Below are 17963 nucleotides of genomic sequence, written 5' to 3' on the forward strand. Positions count from 1 at the left end.
CTTTCTCACACTATTCGCTTCTTTTTGAGAATGAACCTTTTAAAAACATTAAAAAACCCCCTTCATTTTCCTACCAATGAAGGGGGTCTTTCTTATCGTTTGCTACGCCAACTTTCATTATGCCCAAGATTTGCACCTGTCGCTACTTGCACATCATATAACATTTCACTAAAGAAGCCTTTATCTACTTCTTTTGGTACAATGCGTCTTTCATCATCAATTTCATCGTACTCATATGAACCACGATTCACTGTACCTGCTTTATAAAATTGAATGTCAAATACACATACATCTTCTTCATCTTCATAACCAATCAGCGCTCCGCTAAATGACAATTGCACTCCTAATCCGTTACAAGTATCTTCTTTGTAAAATGTATAATACACACCGCCATCTTGAACAGATCCACGGATCCATCCAAGCTTCGTCATCTTACCGAATAACGAACGACCATTTAGTAAAATACCACCAAATCTCTCAATAGCACTCTCATCATTCTCTTCTACTACAAACATTGGACGCTCAATTTGTAGGAACGGCTGAACAATTCCCGCACTTTCTAATTGCTCTTTCCATAATTCCTTCTCCGCCCCAGACAATTCTAACGGATGAACGAAACCAATAACAGTGCCAAATGAAAGTTCATAACTCTTCCCTTCAATTGTACAGAACACGCCACCTTCTGCATAACGGAATGCGTTCAGCAACTTCCCTTCCTTATACTCACCCCAAATGAGTGAAATAGAAAATTGCTTCATAATTGAATTATCCATAAATACAGACTTCCATGCATTATGTGACCAATAACGCTTTAACGAAAGTGCCGCTTCTAATCGTTGTTTTTGCATTGAAAGAGTAGTTCGGAGCTCCTTCTTTAAAGAGGCTAATTCTTTTTTAGCCTCTTCAGCCTTTTCTACATCATCTTTTGCATTCGGCTTTGGAAGTGACTTCATACGTTTTCCTTCCTCTGTCTCTAATTCAATTTTTGACTCTGTAGTTAAAATGGCAGTAAAACTTCGATTCCCGAAATCAATTATCTTTTCACCATGTATAGTAAAGCCAAGGTCCGGCACCAATTGATCTTCCAGCTCTTCCTCTGTTATACCACGTGTTTTCACAGCAAGACTTAGGGCTTCTTTTGCTGCATTACGTACTTGCTTATGTTTATATTTAAATGCTATTGCATGAATAGACATAAGTGCAAGCTTAGATGAAGACAAACCTAAAGCACGAACGGCATCCGCTGCTATCTTTCCTCTCATTTGAAGCACCCATTCATCAATTTGCTTTATAAGTATGTCGACCATTTTGTCGTCACTATACATTCCGTATAACGAAAGAATTCCACGCTTCTTCACATCTGCGTCTTGAGAAATCCATATTTGATATATTGTTTGCACATATTCTTTTAAGTCCTCTTCATTTAAAGCTCTACCAATTACTTCTGCCGTTTCTTTCTTCTCAATAACAGCATCTGAAATATACTGTTGTAAATAGGCTAACGGAATTGCAGCATCAGCAATTTCATTAGAGTCACGTAAACGGATTTGTGGCTCATCCCCAATCAATTGCAGAAGTGAATTTCTTGTTTGTTCCGTTAAAATACGTGCACATAGTTCTTCGATCTTTTCTTCCTCCGTTTGAAATAAAAACGACAATTTTCCTGCGAAAGATGCATTTTTACTTTCTTGCAAAGCTTCCTGTACAAGTTTCGTATATTTTTCAAGCTTATACTCTATTAGTATTTTCATCACATTTTCACGAACAATCTTCTTTTTATTATGAAGTTCAACTGCTACATCTGCTGCAGCTTCTATATCTTTTGAAAGCAGTTTAACTACAGACTCACGCATTTTTTTAGATGAATCTCCTAAGCTTTTAATTAAAATCGGACGCATTTTAACCATGTTATCCTTTGCTAACTCTTCTAAAATATATGCTTTTGCCATAGCAGAATACTCATCAAACCGTTCAATTATATATGCTTGTTCTTTTACAATTACACAAACAAGCGCTTCCTTCGCCTTATTTCTCTCTTCACTGTAGCATGCAGCTTCTTCAACTGCATAAGCGATAAGTTTTTCCTTACTTAACCCATACGAAAGCAGATCTTCTAATACTTGTTTCGGCTCTACTCCTCTGACAGAACATTCGTAAAGAAGTGCGTATAAATTAACACTATCATCATCTCCAAACTGTAGTGTAAGTACAGCTTCCCTTTTCGCTACATCATCTATATCCCAAAGAAGCGCAACCTCTAACACCGGCATACCCCAATACATACTTCTATATTTCGGATTTTTAAGTATTTGCTCCATATCCTCAAGTGACAACTTCCCTAGTAAATAATCACAATATGTATCCCGCACTGTAGACAATTTAATTTGCAAAGCAGCAACAAAAAATTCTTCTCGCATTTTCCCTCTATTTAGCTCATATCCTTTTTCGGCTAGCGTTCGTGCGATGATGAGATAATTCATTTTACTTACATATTGCAAAGTTTGTTGAATAAATTCAGGGTTTTCCTCCAACATAAAGCATAGCAATTCATATTCATACGTCTTACAAAAATCCTCACTATTCAAATCATGTTGCCTTAGACGATGCGCAAAAAATCTTTCCTTAGAAATCCAAAACTGTGTACAAAAACTTTGAATTTCTTCATACGTTTCTCTATTTACACTACCAGTTTTTTTGTGGTTTTGAGACTGACCGAGAGTGTGACACATATAACGTGTTGCATAGTTTATAAAACCCCAAACATTTTTCTTCGCCAATATCTCAATATATCGCCTCGCAACATTCGAATGTTTATGAACACAAAATAATAGCCGCCAAATATGTTCCGGTAAATTCCCACCTATAAATACTTCACTATCATCTTCACCTTTTAAATACCGTTTAACTGCTTCAACCTTTTCCTTTTCCTTTTCCCCTAGCAGTTTCAATATAAATTCTGTATGTTCTTCTAACCTCTCATTCAATAAAGAACTATATGTACGAAACTTTTCATACTCTACATCAAACATTACGAGAAGTAATGTTAATTGCTGTTTAGTTGGTAAAGTATGTAATTGTTCCTCTATATAGTTCGGTTTCTCTTTTGTTAACTCTCTAAGAAAAACATCTGCTTCATTGACGTAACTTGAAATACTAGATAAATACCTACATGCAATTGCTACAAGTTTGTCCAAAGGTAGTGCACTTTTTTCTAAATAAACCTTCATTTTAGAAAAACTGACATGCGCAAAACGGACTACAAGAACATTTAATAATTGCTCCTCGAGTATATGATAAAATAACCGAAAGAAACCCGGATCTTGTTTATGTACTTTCCTAAAATCGTTTATAAATCGCTTCTTTTTTGATCACGAATCGTCGTTAGTTCAATATCTTTTAAAATCTCTTCTTCTTTTGTCTGTAAATATCGTAGTGATAATTGTTCCTGTTCTTCTGTCATATTAATATATTGAAACAACTCAGATGTACTAGTAGTCAAACTTTGTACCCCCCGCATCTTTTTATCTATTATAAAAATACCCTTATTTAATGGTAGTATAGCATAAAACCCACAAAAAACGAACGTACATTCTACATTAAATTAATGTAAATTAAAATACACTACTCAACATACATTTCCTTCTCTCTAAACTTCCCATTACACACTTCTCCCCACTAAAATCCTTTAACTTTTTGCTACACCAATTCCTCAAAATCCCCTTCACATAAGCTAACGTTTTCTTATTATTTTCAAACGCAATTTTAAGTGCCTCTAACACTTTCTCTCCAGAAAGTCTTTGTATCCAATTCTTCAATTCTTTCACAATATATGGGGATAAACTACTAATATTTTGTTCATAAAACTTATAAACTTCACTATTTGGAACGTTCTCTTCTATACTTTCTACCTCTTCCGCTTCTTCTTTCTCTTCAATAACTACTTGTGAACTACTATTATCCTCTTCTTTTGGCATACCAAAATGCTGCAATAATAATGGAATCGTGTATTCTTCTTCAAGGCATTTACGTAAAAAGATATGTATGAACTCATTACTTTTTACAGTCTTTAACTCACGTAATACGCACTTTTCTACATTCGTATTTGAAATAGGGTTATAGTGTAACCAGTTTATTATGAATACCTCTTTCGTTTCCGTATCATATAAAATCTTTCCATACTCAACAAACCTGTTTAGCAACTTCTCAACAGTCTCCATACTATAACCTGTTTCAAGCTCTGCCACACGCTTCGGTAATATGTAAATACCACATTGCTTCGTTTTCGTACCAGTTAACAAATATATGTAAAAATAACGCTCCTCTGGCGTTAAATCTAATATGAATTCATCTTGCCAAAAGTTCACCTGCACATTACGGTATACCGCCATATGTTTCCCTCCACTCTTTGCTAGTAAATAGGAAGATTTTAATCCTTCATTATAAAAATAGGAATGCGGGAATGGTTTTGGCATTCGAATTACAATTTTTTTTACTACTACAACGCCGGTTTCATTTTTTCGTGCTTGTTTTGTTCTTGTAGTTGTTTTTGTTTTTGTTTTTTCTTAGTGATTTATTACTTGGTAGGGACTTATGAGGGGCTTATGAGGGGCTTGGAAGGGCATTCTGCATTACAATCTATGAAATACAATTTGTTCTTCCTACTAAATAGGAGCTATTCCAAATTATTATTTTGGATAGCTCCTTTCAAATTCTTCTTATTTTTTACTTCTACCAATGTCAGCTTCTACATACAATTTATTCTGCTATTTGCAGGCAGTAAAACCCTCATTTCAAAATTCGGTGAATAAACTGCTCGATTGCAACGCGAGTGGCCCCACTGATTAAAGTTTTATTTTTGCATTGAATCTAACATCTTCACAATAAAAGCAGCTGCCTGACCACGAGTCGCTGTACCTCGGGGATCAAACTCATTATTTCCAACACCATTAACTACCTTTAAGCTGTATAATCGTTGAACCGATTCTTTATATGTTATTAAATGCTTATCTGTAAATGGTAATGCTACTAACTCACCTGTAATTCCTTTGTATCGTAATGCTTTGTCAATCATAATAGATACTTCTTCACGAGTAATTGGTGAGTTAGGATCAAAAACCCCTTCACCACGACCATTAATAATTCCTGCACTTGCACAACGTTTAATACCGTCATGAAGTGATGGATGTGCCTCATTAATATCTACAAATGACTTATTTCCCTCTGGTAGTTTAAGAGCATTCGAGATTAATTTCGCAAACTCCGCTCTCGTTACATTTCGATATGGCGCAAATACACCATTGCCTTCGCCTTGCATAATACCTAGACTGTTTAATTTACGAATATGCCCTTCAAACCAGCCACCTGTAATATCATCTTTTGGTTTTTGTACTTCTTCCTTAGGCTTTTGTACCTCTTCCTTTGGTACATTGTAGTTAATTTTAATCCAACTTGGGTCATAGAAAATCCATTCTCCATTACCTACTTTATACCAACCATTTTTAACCGCTAATACTTTGTAACGATCTCCGTTTGAAGCTTTACGTACAACACGATGTTCAATACCCGCATCACTACGTACATTGATGCCACTACCATTTACCACTAGTTCCATGCTAGGTTCAGCTGGATTATTTTCATTTGGATTAAATGAGTCATTTTTATCTTGTAAAGGAGTATCAATCTGCGCATTTATATTTGCATACCACTGAATTCCTTGTACGAAACCAGCCCAATTACCACGTGAAATTAAAATGTCAGGACATTTTTTCCCGCTCCATTGTTGATGCTTGTAAATATGATCTGCACCAATTCCTTCTTTGTTCATTAAATAACCCGCAAGTCGTTTTGCATTTTCTAAAGCTTTATTGTAATCACCGTCTTGGTTAACCGCGATCTCGATACCGATAGACTCCCTGTTTCCTGATCCATCTCCATCTCCTGCATGCCAACCGTTTTCGTTTGTTGGTAAGTGTTGATAAATTTGTTTATCGTCTACTGTAAAATGCCATGAAGCTGTTCGGAACGTCCCCTCTGTTGCTTGTTTATACAAATATTTCGCATGATTTTCAGCATTAGCACCAGCGGCCGTATTTGCCGTCTCATGGATTGTAATGTAACGTGCTTTCATCGGATTTGCAGGACGAATATCAGAGTTTCCTGCTGGAACAATCCACTCTACAAATGGAACTCCTGCAAGTGTTCCATATTTCTTCGTACTCGGTGCACTATATTGAATACCTCTTGGCTTTGCAACAGGTTTCATTTGACGATCAGATCCATCATTTCGACCATCTACAGATTCAAATGCCTTTTCAATATTTAAAATAGCTTCCTTTTCTGCTACTTGCCCCTTCTTTGCATCTTTCATTTTGTTTAATTCTTCTGTTTCATCATGTTTATGCTTATATTCTTCTAAAAGCATTTTTTCATTTTCAGATACTTCTGCTTCGTTAACTTGTACATAATCAGGAACTTCCAACTTGAAATTAGAATAATTTAATCCGCTCGTTCCATGTTCTCCTTGGGCAATATTTAGTTGATCAGTTTGAGCTTTGTTTATCTCTTCTGCTGATGCTGATAAAGGTACACTCCCTAAAATCACTAGACTTGTTGATAGTGCGATTACTTGTTGTTTGATTGTCTTATTCATTATTATAAATAGATATACACACATTTTCGCCGTGTATATATCTCAACCTCCTTTTGTTGTCACATTAATTTTAAAAATACGAATCTATTATGTACTTCTAATATATTTTCTTTTTATTTATATATTTAAATTATATTATTTTATGCCCGTTAAGAAAATATTTATATGTCATCCCTACAAATGAATTTCATCTAACATACTTTTTACAAAATCCGTCAACAAAAATTATTTTACAACTAATTACCAATACCGTCAAAAGCATTTTCAACAATCCACACTTTAATAGCTATAGTAAATGCTATTTCTTTCACATTATATACTATTACAAATTACCTTTAACTTGTCCGACAATTTCGTTTATCGTATTTCGATCAAACTTATCACTAATTTCGTATGGCTCACGATCTCCTACGAATTGCACGCCTACAATATCATTGCGATCCTTACCGTATTGTACTTCAATAATAGATCCACGCTCTATTTGTTTCCAAATGAGACCTACTTCATCTTTATTATCTAAAATAATGCAGTCTTCAATATTTTCATCAATCCCAATTAACTTGTTATCATCTATATATCCAATCTCGTATTGTTGCCGTTCTTTCGCTTTTCCGCTTACTAGTATACCTTTGCTACCATATGAGTAATCCGTATAGTCCTTTTTCTCCTTTTGTACCCCTTTCGGCTTTTGTGCTTCAGTTTTTTCAGCAGCTCCACAACCTGTAATAAGACTGATTGGCATAACCATAGTTAATACTACTCTAGTAAATTTCTTTATCATTTATAACTAACCTCACATACTTAATTTAAAATGCTATTTATTTCCTTATTATAAAATAACATGATAATACAGAGAAAGAGCCAAAGATAAAATATTATTTACATCCGTATTGTCCCTCCCTTTACATTAATATAGTACCCTCATAAGTATGAATAGCTAGGCTTTCAAAATTAATACGGGAATATTATAGAAAGTAGACATCCTACTCACATACGATTAGTATTAGAATTGAAAATATATAAACTAGATGATTACTTATATTAAGGAAGGAAGTGCACAGCTATGGATTTTAAAACAGTCATGCAAGAGCTTGAAGCCCTTGGTAAGGAAAGAACAAAAAAAACATACATCTCTAACGGTGCACACGAGCCGGTTTTTGGCGTAGCTACAGGTGCTATGAAACCAATCGCTAAGAAAATAAAAGTAAATCAAGAGTTAGCTGAGGAACTTTATGCTACAGGTAACTACGATGCTATGTACTTTGCAGGCATTATTGCAGATCCAAAAGCTATGAATGAGTCTGATTTTGATCGCTGGATGGACGGGGCATATTTTTATATGCTATCTGATTATGTGGTAGCAGTAACTTTATCGGAGTCAACTATCGCCCAAGACGTTGCGGATAAATGGATTGCAAGTGGGGATGAGCTACGAATGTCAGCGGGCTGGAGTTGCTACTGCTGGCTTTTAGGAAATCGCAAAAACAATGAATTTGCCGAAAGCAAAATTTCCGATATGCTTGAAATTGTAAAAAATACAATTCATGCTGCGCCAGAACGAACAAAATCTGCTATGAATAATTTTATAAATACTGTAGCAATTTCATATGTGCCACTACACGAAAAAGCAGTCGAGACTGCAAAAGAAGTTGGTATAGTTGAAGTAAAACGTGATAATAAAAAAAGCAGTTTGTTAAATGCTTCCGAAAGTATTCAGAAAGAAGTCGATAGAGGAAGAGTTGGTTTCAAACGTAAATACGTTAGATGTTAGATTATTAAAAAAGGTGTCAATCAAGAAAGATTGGCACCTTTTTTTAATGTAGAAGTAGAAAATGGACTACCTCCCTAAAAATCATTCATTTCCCTCTTTACAACTTATATGTTAGAAATTTCTTCTTTCACTTTATACACCCTATCTCTTTTCTCATCGTTTTTAACAAAAGTAAGCTTTCCTTCTGTAACAAAGCCTTCCAACGCTAAGCATACTTGTCCATATGCTTTTGGCTTATTCGTTGTAAATCTTTCGTCTGATATTTTACCAGATCGTATTAACTGTTCGCATAGCTCCAATGCACTTATTTCTTCAGAATCCATTAATTCCAATATATCTTTTTGCAATGTTGATAAAGGTGCAGGTATCTCGGCTACCTCTACCTTTTCTTGTTTATTTTCTTTTTCGTCTTCAAATAAATCTTCAAATGAAATTTGATTCATTACATCTTTTCCTTTCTCACAACGAATTTGCTTAACATGAACTGAACCCTATATGTACTAGAACTTTTACATTTAGTTATTGTTATGTAGTCCTTACCTCTTTACATAGATTTTATAACTCATGTACATTATTTTAAGTAGTATATTTCCATTATACCAAATATACGTTCTGTCATCTATTGTAGAATTCGTTATTACTGAACTGAAATCAATAGTGAATATCCGGTGCACAAATCATGCAAACAAAAAAATGCTAATCGCATTGTTTGAACTACTTCCACATGTCTATCAAGCTAAAAAAAACGAACATCCAAAATAAAAAAGCGAGGTTACTATTGTAGTACCTGAAAAGCAGGCAGTCTTTAAGGCTTAGTTAAGTAAGTATTATATGTTGTGAATGAAAAAGGATCTGATATGAATATCAGATCCTTTTTCATTGCTTCTTTTATAAATGTAACTTTTTTATACATACATCGTTTCACACGATAACTGGTTCATACGTGCTTACATTATCATACACTGTTTTCGCAATTCTAGGAGGAAGATTAACACACCCTCCAAATCTGACTTTTTAATAGAATCAAAGTGTATTTTTACTTACCAGACTTAATTTTTTCGTTATATTCTTCTAAAGTTAACCCTTTTTCTTTTAGATAAACAGCAACTTCTTTTCCTACATAACGATAGTGCCATGGCTCATACTTAATGCCAGTAATATTCTCTTTATCTTTTGGATAGCGGAGAGTAAATCCATACTCTGCAGCATTCTTATCTAACCATTTGAATGCATCGGTAGTTTCAAATTTTGCATTTAAATCTTCTACAGTATTCTGCCATTCAACTGAAATAATGTCTAACGCTAATCCAGTATGATGTTCACTTGCACCAGGATACTGAAGATATTCCAATGCTTTAGCACTAGCTTCTTTGTCCGACAAACCTTGAGATTTATAGCTTTTAACTGAAGCATCATAATACGTTTGTTGTAATTTTATAGCTCGATAACCTGATCTTAAATAAAGATTGATTCCCTCTTTTTTTGCAGCTGCTACCATATCCTGATAGGAAGTTGCAATTCTACTATCTATTTTCATATTCGGCTTAGCATTTTGGGTAATACTTGTTAATTCAATTCCTAATTCCTTTGATAACATATGCTCTCTATTTACAAGAATAATTCTCCAATCATTAGGATCAGAGATAGGTAAAACATCTTTTTTATTCGCATGTATCTCTTTTTTATTTTTATCGTTATTATTAGTAGTTTCCTGAGATGTTTGCTTTCCACTACAAGCAGCAAGACTCCATCCCATTGCCAATACCAATGCTAAAATTATAAATTTTTTAATTGTATCTCATTCCCTTTTTGTTTATTAGTCTTTATACCAATTTCCCAACACGTCTCTAGGAATCTCCTTGAAATCCTTCAAAGAAACGGGGCCGACAAATTTTTTAATTCCATGTTTTTTAGAATCTTCATCCGAATAATCTTTTAAAAATTGAATTTTAAATTGTTTCTTACCATCAGCGTAGTCGGTTACTGTCGGTACGATTGCCGCTTGTCGTATACCAAAAGTTTTATCTTCATACTTAACAAATTGTACATAAGATAATCCTCCAACCAATGTTTCTAATTTTTCTTGCGCAGAGATAAGATTTCCAAGAGAATAATAGATTAGCGTTTCATGTCCATCTTTATTTTGTTTCCACTCAATTGGTTGAATTACATGTGGATGATTTCCAATTACTACATCTACACCTAAATCTGTTAAATATTGAGCAACTTCTTTTTGTTGCTTTGAAGGTGTAGATGTATATTCTACTCCCCAATGCACCATAACAATCACCATATCAGAGCTACTCTTTGCCTTTTCCACATCATTTTGTATCGCTTTTTTATCAATTAAATTTAAAGCCCAAGACTTATCAGCCGGAATTTTAATTCCATTAGTACCATATGTATAATTTAGTAACGCAAAGCGAATACCATTTTTTGTAATCGTTTTTATTTCATTACGCTCGTTTTGACTCTCATTAATGCCTACTGGGATAACATCCGGATATTTCTTCCAGTATTCTCTTGTATTCGCAACACCTTTAATACCCATATCCATAGCATGATTTGTCGCTTGAGTCACTATATTGAATCCAGTGTCCACTAAAGATTGGCCTACTTCTTCAGGTGTATTGAAAGTCGGATATCCCTGTACTTTTAGATTATTTCCTGCAATTGGAGTCTCCTGGTTCACGATAGCAAGATCACTTGATTTAACAGCTTTTTTGATATTTTCATAAATATAGTTATAATCATATGAACCGTCTTTTTGTTTGCCATCTTTAATTACTGCGTCATGATATAAATTATCACCCGTTGCTAGTAAATTCACAACCGATTTTACTTTTTTATCTTCCGCAAAATTAGGAGACTGTTGGATAGGACTCTTCTCTACCCAATTTGGTGCTTTTAATGATGTATCTATATTAGATTCAGCCGGTGGTAATGAAGCTTTAGATGTCTTAACATCTGTATTACCACAAGCAGTTAAAAGCACTAAAAAAATAAGACATAATAAAAAAAACTTTTTACTTCTCTGTAAAGTATCTAACATGTGATCCTCTTTTCTGTTTTATTACTTATAACCAGTTCTAACAAATCATTCTTTAAAACAACGTATTTTGGTTTTACCCTTAATTATGGAAGGACACTCTGTTACATCTGCTTCGGAATATACAGATAATCATTTTCCATTCTCTAGCAATCTATCAATTCCATCAGAATTGATAGATTGCTAGAGAAACATGATCCATCAGGATGTCGACTAGTTTCATATACCTGTTCCAATTGCAGTAACTCGTTTAATCTAAACAAGATAGAAGAATAGTTCATATAGCCTCTTCTCTTGCTTTACGTTTGTGAGTGGCTCCAAAAAGAGGGGATCGTTGCTGTACCCCCTTTAAATATTATGGAATCTTTGTAACTAATTTCTTTACGTTAAGCGACAAACATTATACCGATAACAATAAGTAAGACCCAAGAACTTATTTTACCAATATACGAAAAAAGTAGCAATCTTTTGACCCATATAATGAAGCCAATTAGGAGAAATGAAAGGGAGATTCATTTTAATTAATTCCTTCCTTCATTGATTAATAAAAAAACAAGCCACCCAGCTATTGGATGGCTCTATACGATAAAGAGAATTTGTTATTGGATTACTTCAATTTCCCTTCAAAAACAATCTTCCTACCGCACGGCTCAACTACTGTTTTGCCGTCTTTCTTTACTTCATGAAAGATTGGCTCTTCCATACGACGAGACGGAGCGTAGCCTTCTTGTTCCATACGTGCTAAGCAGTCTGTAATTGTTTCATTTTCAAGTACTTCAAATTTCTTTTTATTAGGTTGTTTTGTCATGCCCTAACCTACTTTCTATTTTTCTTGATGCGAATTGATTCTTCATGTAGACCATGTATAACATTGCTAGAATTCCCATTATAATCATAACCGCAATAAAAAAGCTTGTATACTGTATTTTTTCTATAAATACGCCGCCTAATACAGGCCCCATAATACTTCCTAAACTAAAAGCGATTCCGGATAATATATTACCTGCCGGTAGTAAGTGTCTCGGTAATAAATCAGTCATAAATCCAAGCCCTAAAGAGAAACACGATCCAATAACCATACCCGCTAAAAGCATGCAGGCAAAGACGATCCAGTAATATTGATCAAATACGGCGGCAAGTAGAAAAATGCCCGTACTTATGCTAAACGTCCAGGTTAATATACGATCCCTTCCGTATTTATCACTCAATATACCGAGCGGAATCTGTGTAATAATACCCCCAACTGCAAATGCTGGTAATAAGAAGGATACATCTGAAACAGACCACCCTTTACGAAGTGCGTATACTGGTAAGTTACTATTTAACATCGCCTCAAGTACACCGTATGCAAGTGGTCCTAGTAACGCAATCCATCCTAATCCAACAACTTGTTTATAACGAGAAAATGATGATTCACTCTTCACTTCTCTTTCATCTTGCGCTGGGAATGCATTTTTTGTTGGTAATAGTAACAGCCAACCTATTAGACAAAGTATAGTAGATATAATAAATGGCGTTGCAAGACCGTACTGTACAGTGCTTGCTAAATACGGACCAACGGCAAAACCAATTCCGAAGAATACACCGTATATCGATACTTGTCTCCCTATTTTACTTGGGTCCGATGTTGTCGTAATCCATGTTTGTGTTCCGACATGAAGCATATGATCTCCGACTCCAACTAGAAATCTAAGGATAAACCATACCCAAAATGAAAATGTTTGTGTAAAAAAGAATAATGAAATAATAACGAGAAACCCACCTATAACAATAATCGGCTTCATTCCAAACCTTTGCATCGGTTTTTCAAGAAACGGCGAAATAACTAATATCCCGATGTACAATGCCGTCGCATGAATACCGTTAATACTTGAACTAACCCCTTCTTGTTCAAAAATCATTGCAATGGCAGGTAAGAGCATTCCTTGTGATAAACCAGAAATTGCTACAATCCCAACCATAATCCAAAATGTAAAACGCATTGACATCCCTTTCCCTCTCCTTCTCACGCTTTCCACTTTTCATTATAAACTGTTTCTGCAAATGCGTGTACGAATATTCGCAATAAAAAACAAGCTAAAAGAATGAACCTTTTAGCTTGTTATCTTATCCTTCCCAAACTTGTGCTTTCACATTATAATGAAAATGTTTAAAATATGGATTTTCATAAAATGATGGTCCATATAAGTAATGTTGCATATGAGCTGTTAGTGGCTGCTGCATTTGTAAAGGAACTACAGCTGGTGAAACTTGCATATACATCGGATCTATCATTATTTTTGTATAGATATGATGATCATATGGCGAATAAGCGATTAAGGATGGTTTATGCATTGATAATCTCCCCTTATACATACAAATGTTATAGTATATGCAAAACTTTTCATTTTGGGGATTCTTTCTATTCTAGCCAATCTTCTACATGTTTTATAAATACATCTAAACAATCAATAAACGGTGAGTGTCCGCAATCTTCTAATACCTTCAACTCTGCATTTGGCAAATGTTTCGCTAATTCCTCACCGACTACTTGCGGTACGACATAATCTCTATCACCTTGTATGACGAGTGTCGGCGCTTTAATATGATGAATTTGCTTACTTCCCTCTACAACCCCATTATGTTCATCCGAAATATTAAATGTAATGAGCGCATAATTCACATCTACGAAATTACGTTGCGTTAACATATCATCTAAATACTTTTCATAACGGTCCGGTTCAGGTTGATTATGTGTATATATTAATAGATTCCATACTGTACGGTAATATAGTTTGTTCATATTTTTTATCGCGTCTAATACTGGAGCGATTTGTACTGGATCTTGCGCAATTTCTTCTTTTGTCTTTACTAAACTTGATACGATTGGCTGCCCATTCGTATCTTTTTTAAAGATTGGGTATCCTTTCATTCCTACTGATTCTACTAAAATTAACTTTTCTACAAAAGTTGGGTGATTCGCTGTAAATTGCATCGCAACGCCACCGCCCATTGACCAGCCCATTAATGAGAATTTCTCTAGCTTTAACTCGTCGATAAATAATTTTACATCTTCTGCAAAGTCTTGTAATGAATCTATCGACTGATTATACGTTGATTGTCCAAACCCTCTTAAATCAAGAGCGTAAATATGGTATTGATCTTGCAACTTTTCAATAACTAAATCCCAATGTTGTGACGATGTCATGTTCCCGTGAATGAGTACAAGAATATCTGTATTTCGCCTTCCAACTTCCTGATATGCAATCGTTTCTCCGTTCGATAGTGAAACAAACTCCATTGTTGCAGGCTTAATCATCACAAGTTCCCCCATTCTATTTAATAGAAAGAAAATTCTTTACTTAATTAAAGAATAGCACGTAGAATATACGTTCGCAACATAAAACCTATAAGAATTTTTCACATAAATCAATATGTCTATTACTAGACAATTATTATAAAAAAGTATATAGTTAGCTAGGTAACTAATTTGAAAGGATCAAAATACATGGACGAAAAACAACATTTTTTTCATATCGTCAGCCAGACTTCTCGAAAGTTTACGAAGAAATTTAATGAACGTGTATCTCCAACTGGGTTATTTAGTGCGCAGTGGGCTGTTATTTTCCGCATTAATCAAACTGGTTCTTGTACGCAAACAGAATTATGCCAATATTTAAATGTTGAATCACCAACGATGACTCGTACGTTAACACGTATGGAAACGATGGGATGGATTATTCGTACAGAAGGTAAAGATCGCCGCGAGAAGCTCATTTCTTTATCCGAAACAGCGATAAAGATGATTCCAGTATGGCAAGAAGAAGTTGATACTTTCGAAGAAAAAACGCTAGAAGGTATTAATGAAGATGATTTACATCAAGCATTTCAAGTGTTACAACAAATTATTAAAAATTTAGATTAAATTGGAGGGATGACGATGCAAAGTGAGAAACTTTGGACGAAGGATTTCCTCGGAACTTGTTTTAGTAGTCTATTTCTCTTCTTAACATTTTACATGCTTATGACTACTCTGCCTGTCTATGTAATAGACGGCCTAAAAGGAAAACCTGAGGAAATTGGTTTAGTTGCAACTGTGTTTCTTATTTCTTCTGTTTTATGTAGACCATTCACAGGAAAATGGCTCGATGATTTAGGAAGAAAGAAAATATTATTTATTTCACTTTCATTATTTTTAGCCGCTACTGTTATGTATTTCGGTGCGCAAAGTTTATTCTTATTACTTGCCCTTCGCTTCTTGCACGGTATTGGGTTCGGGATGGCAACGACAGCTACCGGTACGATTGTAACTGATGTTGCGCCAGCTCATCGACGAGGCGAAGCACTTGCATATTTCGGCGTATTTATGAGTCTGCCGATGGTAATTGGTCCTTTTTTAGGTTTAACAATTATTTCTCATTTTTCGTTTACTGTTTTATTTATCGTTTGTTCCGTATTTTCATTACTTGCATTTTTATTAGGACTACTTGTAGATATTCCGCATGAAGCACCTGTGAGCAAACAAAAACGTGAAAAAATGAAATGGAAAGACTTAATCGAACCATCTTCTATTCCGATTGCACTTACAGGATTTGTTTTAGCCTTTTCTTATAGTGGTATTTTATCCTTTATTCCTATTTATGCGAAAGAACTCGGTTTAAGTGAAATTGCAAGTTATTTCTTTATTGTATACGCACTTGTTGTTGTCATTTCTCGTCCATTTACAGGAAAGATTTTTGATCGCTTCGGTGAAAATGTACTCGTTTACCCCGCTATCATTATTTTCACAATCGGAATGTTCATATTAAGCCAAGCACAAACTTCATTTTGGTTCCTTGGCGCAGGTATGCTAATCGGTTTAGGTTACGGAACATTAATTCCGAGTTTCCAAACGATTGCGATTTCTGCTGCTCCAAACCATAGACGTGGTTCTGCGACAGCTACGTATTTCTCATTCTTTGATAGTGGTATTGGCTTTGGTTCTTTCATTTTAGGTATTGTCGCAGCGAAATCTAGTTATCATAATATGTATTTTATCGCAGCTATTATCGTTGCTTTCACTTTACTTTTATATTATGGATTACACGGACGAAAACAAAAATTCAAGAAACAATCTACAGACGGAAAAATTTCCGCTTAACGTTAATAAGGAAAGTAAACTTCCCCGTTTACTTTCCTTATTTTGTATTTCTTTCAAGACGAGCGTATACTTATAGTAGAAATAAAAAGGAGGGCCATATATGAAACTAAAAAAATCTCCCCTACTCTTACTTATACTAACATTCATATTTGTAATTACAGGACTTGGGTTTACTTACTTCAAACAAAATAAAACGACCCCATCAAAACATAATGTGACAAAAGAAAACTGGTTAAATGACCCTTACTTACGTTGGTCGTATACACATATGAAAGAATTCACTTTAGTTAATGACGTAAAAATCAATCCTGACCAAACTGCTCACTTCCCTTCCGCATTGCAAAACTTAGACGATTTTGCTGTGGAGCGTAGATTCGGAAATACAACTCCTCTAAAAAAACTTTTAGACGATAACAAAACAGATGCTTTTGTCGTTGTACATAATGGACAACTTGTTTATGAACGATATTTCAATGGGTATAAACAGAATGAACCTCATGGTATGGCATCATTAGCAAAAGTCTTTACCGGGGCAATTATACAATCTCTCGCTGAAGAGAATCGTATTGATTTAGAGAAAACAGCTGACACTTACATAAAAGAATTAAAAAATACACCGTTCGGAAAAGCGACACTTCAGCAATTAATGGACATGCAAGTTTCAGCAGAATACCCGACCCACGGATATGAGCAGCCTGGGCTAGAAAATCAAGATGCACAATTATATTTAGCTAGCAATATTTTACCCCGCGGCAAAAATTACGACGGTCCGATGAAAATTTATGATATGTTACGAGAAGCCGAAGAAACTGCACCGCCTGGTTCTTCCTTTTCTTACAATAACGGATCAACAGAAACGCTCGCTTGGATTATTCGAACTATTACTGGTAAATCACTAGCTGAAAATGTAAGCGAACGAATTTGGTCTCAAATTGGTATGGAAGAAAACGCGTATTACGTTACAGATGAAACGAAAATAGAACAAGCAAGCGCTGGCTTAAATGCAACTGCTAGAGATATGGCGAGATTCGGGCAATTACTATTAAACAACGGGGAATATAACGGAAAACAAATTCTCCCTTCTTCTATTACTGGAGATATAAAAAATGTCCAAGAAGGTGAACTTGCAATTGGCCCTGGAGCTTCCATTTCTTATCATAATCAATGGTGGATTCCCCACAATGAACAGGGTGCTTTTGAAGTGTTAGGTAGTTACGGACAAACACTTTACATCGATCCGAAAGCAAATATGGTAATTGTCCACTTCTCTTCTAACGCTACGCCAAGTAATGAAATACATTCAGTTTACTCAAATATGTATGTTGATATTGCACATCATTTGGAGAAGCTTCCACGGTAGTGGAAGCTTCTTCTT

Annotated in this window: 14 protein-coding genes and 1 pseudogene; 4 read left to right on the forward strand and 11 right to left on the reverse strand. The window is 34.9% G+C overall.

Going from position 1 to position 17963, the window contains the following annotated elements; all coding sequences use genetic code 11:
• Positions 1–92: 92 nt before the first annotated feature.
• The 4 genes and pseudogenes from AC1Q8L_RS18115 to AC1Q8L_RS18130 form a co-directional block, all read right to left on the reverse strand.
• Positions 93–3499: pseudogene (locus AC1Q8L_RS18115) on the reverse strand (DUF4132 domain-containing protein).
• Positions 3500–3611: 112 nt separating this feature from the next.
• Positions 3612–4388, reverse strand: a complete 777-nt coding sequence (locus tag AC1Q8L_RS18120) for a DnaD domain-containing protein (RefSeq protein ID WP_000312097.1) — start codon at positions 4386–4388, stop codon at positions 3612–3614.
• Between the two features lie 461 nt (positions 4389–4849).
• A complete protein-coding gene (locus AC1Q8L_RS18125) occupies positions 4850–6649 on the reverse strand; it encodes an S-layer homology domain-containing protein (RefSeq protein ID WP_025117791.1) in 1800 nt (599 codons plus the stop codon).
• A 322-nt stretch (positions 6650–6971) separates the two neighbouring features.
• Positions 6972–7430 (reverse strand): hypothetical protein, encoded by a 459-nt coding sequence (locus tag AC1Q8L_RS18130; protein WP_000591650.1) that lies wholly within the window; start codon positions 7428–7430, stop codon positions 6972–6974.
• 282 nt (positions 7431–7712) lie between these two features.
• On the opposite strand from AC1Q8L_RS18130, the gene AC1Q8L_RS18135 reads away from it, so the two are divergent.
• The gene (locus AC1Q8L_RS18135) at positions 7713–8420 is read left to right on the forward strand and encodes a DNA alkylation repair protein (RefSeq protein ID WP_492339475.1); all 708 of its coding nucleotides are present in this window, start codon (positions 7713–7715) and stop codon (positions 8418–8420) included.
• Positions 8421–8524: 104 nt separating this feature from the next.
• Here AC1Q8L_RS18135 and AC1Q8L_RS18140 read toward each other — a convergent pair whose 3' ends face one another.
• The 7 genes from AC1Q8L_RS18140 to phaZ form a co-directional block, all read right to left on the reverse strand.
• Positions 8525–8863, reverse strand: a complete 339-nt coding sequence (locus AC1Q8L_RS18140; RefSeq protein ID WP_001071899.1) for a DUF3895 domain-containing protein — start codon at positions 8861–8863, stop codon at positions 8525–8527.
• A gap of 593 nt (positions 8864–9456) precedes the next feature.
• The gene (locus AC1Q8L_RS18145; RefSeq protein ID WP_000241993.1) at positions 9457–10188 is read right to left on the reverse strand and encodes a M15 family metallopeptidase; all 732 of its coding nucleotides are present in this window, start codon (positions 10186–10188) and stop codon (positions 9457–9459) included.
• Positions 10189–10236: 48 nt separating this feature from the next.
• Positions 10237–11472, reverse strand: a complete 1236-nt coding sequence (locus AC1Q8L_RS18150; RefSeq protein ID WP_000887593.1) for a CapA family protein — start codon at positions 11470–11472, stop codon at positions 10237–10239.
• A gap of 604 nt (positions 11473–12076) precedes the next feature.
• Entirely contained in the window at positions 12077–12277 is a 201-nt protein-coding gene (locus tag AC1Q8L_RS18155) for an NETI motif-containing protein (protein ID WP_000166303.1), read from the reverse strand.
• The gene (locus AC1Q8L_RS18160; protein WP_000062798.1) at positions 12261–13457 is read right to left on the reverse strand and encodes an MFS transporter; all 1197 of its coding nucleotides are present in this window, start codon (positions 13455–13457) and stop codon (positions 12261–12263) included. The genes AC1Q8L_RS18155 and AC1Q8L_RS18160 overlap by 17 nt, the downstream gene beginning before the upstream one ends.
• Positions 13458–13575: 118 nt before the next feature.
• A complete protein-coding gene (locus AC1Q8L_RS18165) occupies positions 13576–13803 on the reverse strand; it encodes a hypothetical protein (protein ID WP_000549496.1) in 228 nt (75 codons plus the stop codon).
• Positions 13804–13870: 67 nt separating this feature from the next.
• Positions 13871–14767: an intracellular short-chain-length polyhydroxyalkanoate depolymerase gene (gene phaZ / locus AC1Q8L_RS18170; protein ID WP_000594880.1), complete on the reverse strand. Its 897-nt coding sequence runs from the start codon at positions 14765–14767 to the stop codon at positions 13871–13873.
• 189 nt (positions 14768–14956) lie between these two features.
• On the opposite strand from phaZ, the gene AC1Q8L_RS18175 reads away from it, so the two are divergent.
• From AC1Q8L_RS18175 to AC1Q8L_RS18185, 3 genes are all read left to right on the forward strand, one after another.
• On the forward strand, positions 14957–15373 hold the full coding sequence (locus tag AC1Q8L_RS18175) for a MarR family winged helix-turn-helix transcriptional regulator (RefSeq protein WP_000343680.1): 417 nt from the start codon (positions 14957–14959) through the stop codon (positions 15371–15373).
• Between the two features lie 15 nt (positions 15374–15388).
• Positions 15389–16588 (forward strand): MFS transporter, encoded by a 1200-nt coding sequence (locus AC1Q8L_RS18180; RefSeq protein WP_001190321.1) that lies wholly within the window; start codon positions 15389–15391, stop codon positions 16586–16588.
• A 100-nt stretch (positions 16589–16688) separates the two neighbouring features.
• A complete protein-coding gene (locus AC1Q8L_RS18185; RefSeq protein ID WP_000768738.1) occupies positions 16689–17948 on the forward strand; it encodes a serine hydrolase domain-containing protein in 1260 nt (419 codons plus the stop codon).
• Positions 17949–17963: the final 15 nt, after the last annotated feature.

This window comes from Bacillus sp. GW823-FHT06A11 (assembly GCF_058795355.1).

Excerpts from the sequence above, each read along its gene's own strand:
- AC1Q8L_RS18140 (WP_001071899.1), bottom strand. The coding sequence starts at position 8,863 with ATGAATCAAATTTCATTTGAAGATTTATTTGAAGACGAAAAAGAAAAT.
- AC1Q8L_RS18155 (WP_000166303.1), bottom strand. The coding sequence starts at position 12,277 with ATGACAAAACAACCTAATAAAAAGAAATTTGAAGTACTTGAAAATGAA.
- phaZ (WP_000594880.1), bottom strand. The coding sequence starts at position 14,767 with ATGATTAAGCCTGCAACAATGGAGTTTGTTTCACTATCGAACGGAGAA.
- AC1Q8L_RS18160 (WP_000062798.1), bottom strand. The coding sequence starts at position 13,457 with ATGTCAATGCGTTTTACATTTTGGATTATGGTTGGGATTGTAGCAATT.
- AC1Q8L_RS18180 (WP_001190321.1), top strand. The coding sequence starts at position 15,389 with ATGCAAAGTGAGAAACTTTGGACGAAGGATTTCCTCGGAACTTGTTTT.
- AC1Q8L_RS18125 (WP_025117791.1), bottom strand. The coding sequence starts at position 6,649 with ATGAATAAGACAATCAAACAACAAGTAATCGCACTATCAACAAGTCTA.
- AC1Q8L_RS18165 (WP_000549496.1), bottom strand. The coding sequence starts at position 13,803 with ATGCATAAACCATCCTTAATCGCTTATTCGCCATATGATCATCATATC.
- AC1Q8L_RS18185 (WP_000768738.1), top strand. The coding sequence starts at position 16,689 with ATGAAACTAAAAAAATCTCCCCTACTCTTACTTATACTAACATTCATA.
- AC1Q8L_RS18120 (WP_000312097.1), bottom strand. The coding sequence starts at position 4,388 with ATGGCGGTATACCGTAATGTGCAGGTGAACTTTTGGCAAGATGAATTC.
- AC1Q8L_RS18135 (WP_492339475.1), top strand. The coding sequence starts at position 7,713 with ATGGATTTTAAAACAGTCATGCAAGAGCTTGAAGCCCTTGGTAAGGAA.
- AC1Q8L_RS18150 (WP_000887593.1), bottom strand. The coding sequence starts at position 11,472 with ATGTTAGATACTTTACAGAGAAGTAAAAAGTTTTTTTTATTATGTCTT.
- AC1Q8L_RS18175 (WP_000343680.1), top strand. The coding sequence starts at position 14,957 with ATGGACGAAAAACAACATTTTTTTCATATCGTCAGCCAGACTTCTCGA.
- AC1Q8L_RS18130 (WP_000591650.1), bottom strand. The coding sequence starts at position 7,430 with ATGATAAAGAAATTTACTAGAGTAGTATTAACTATGGTTATGCCAATC.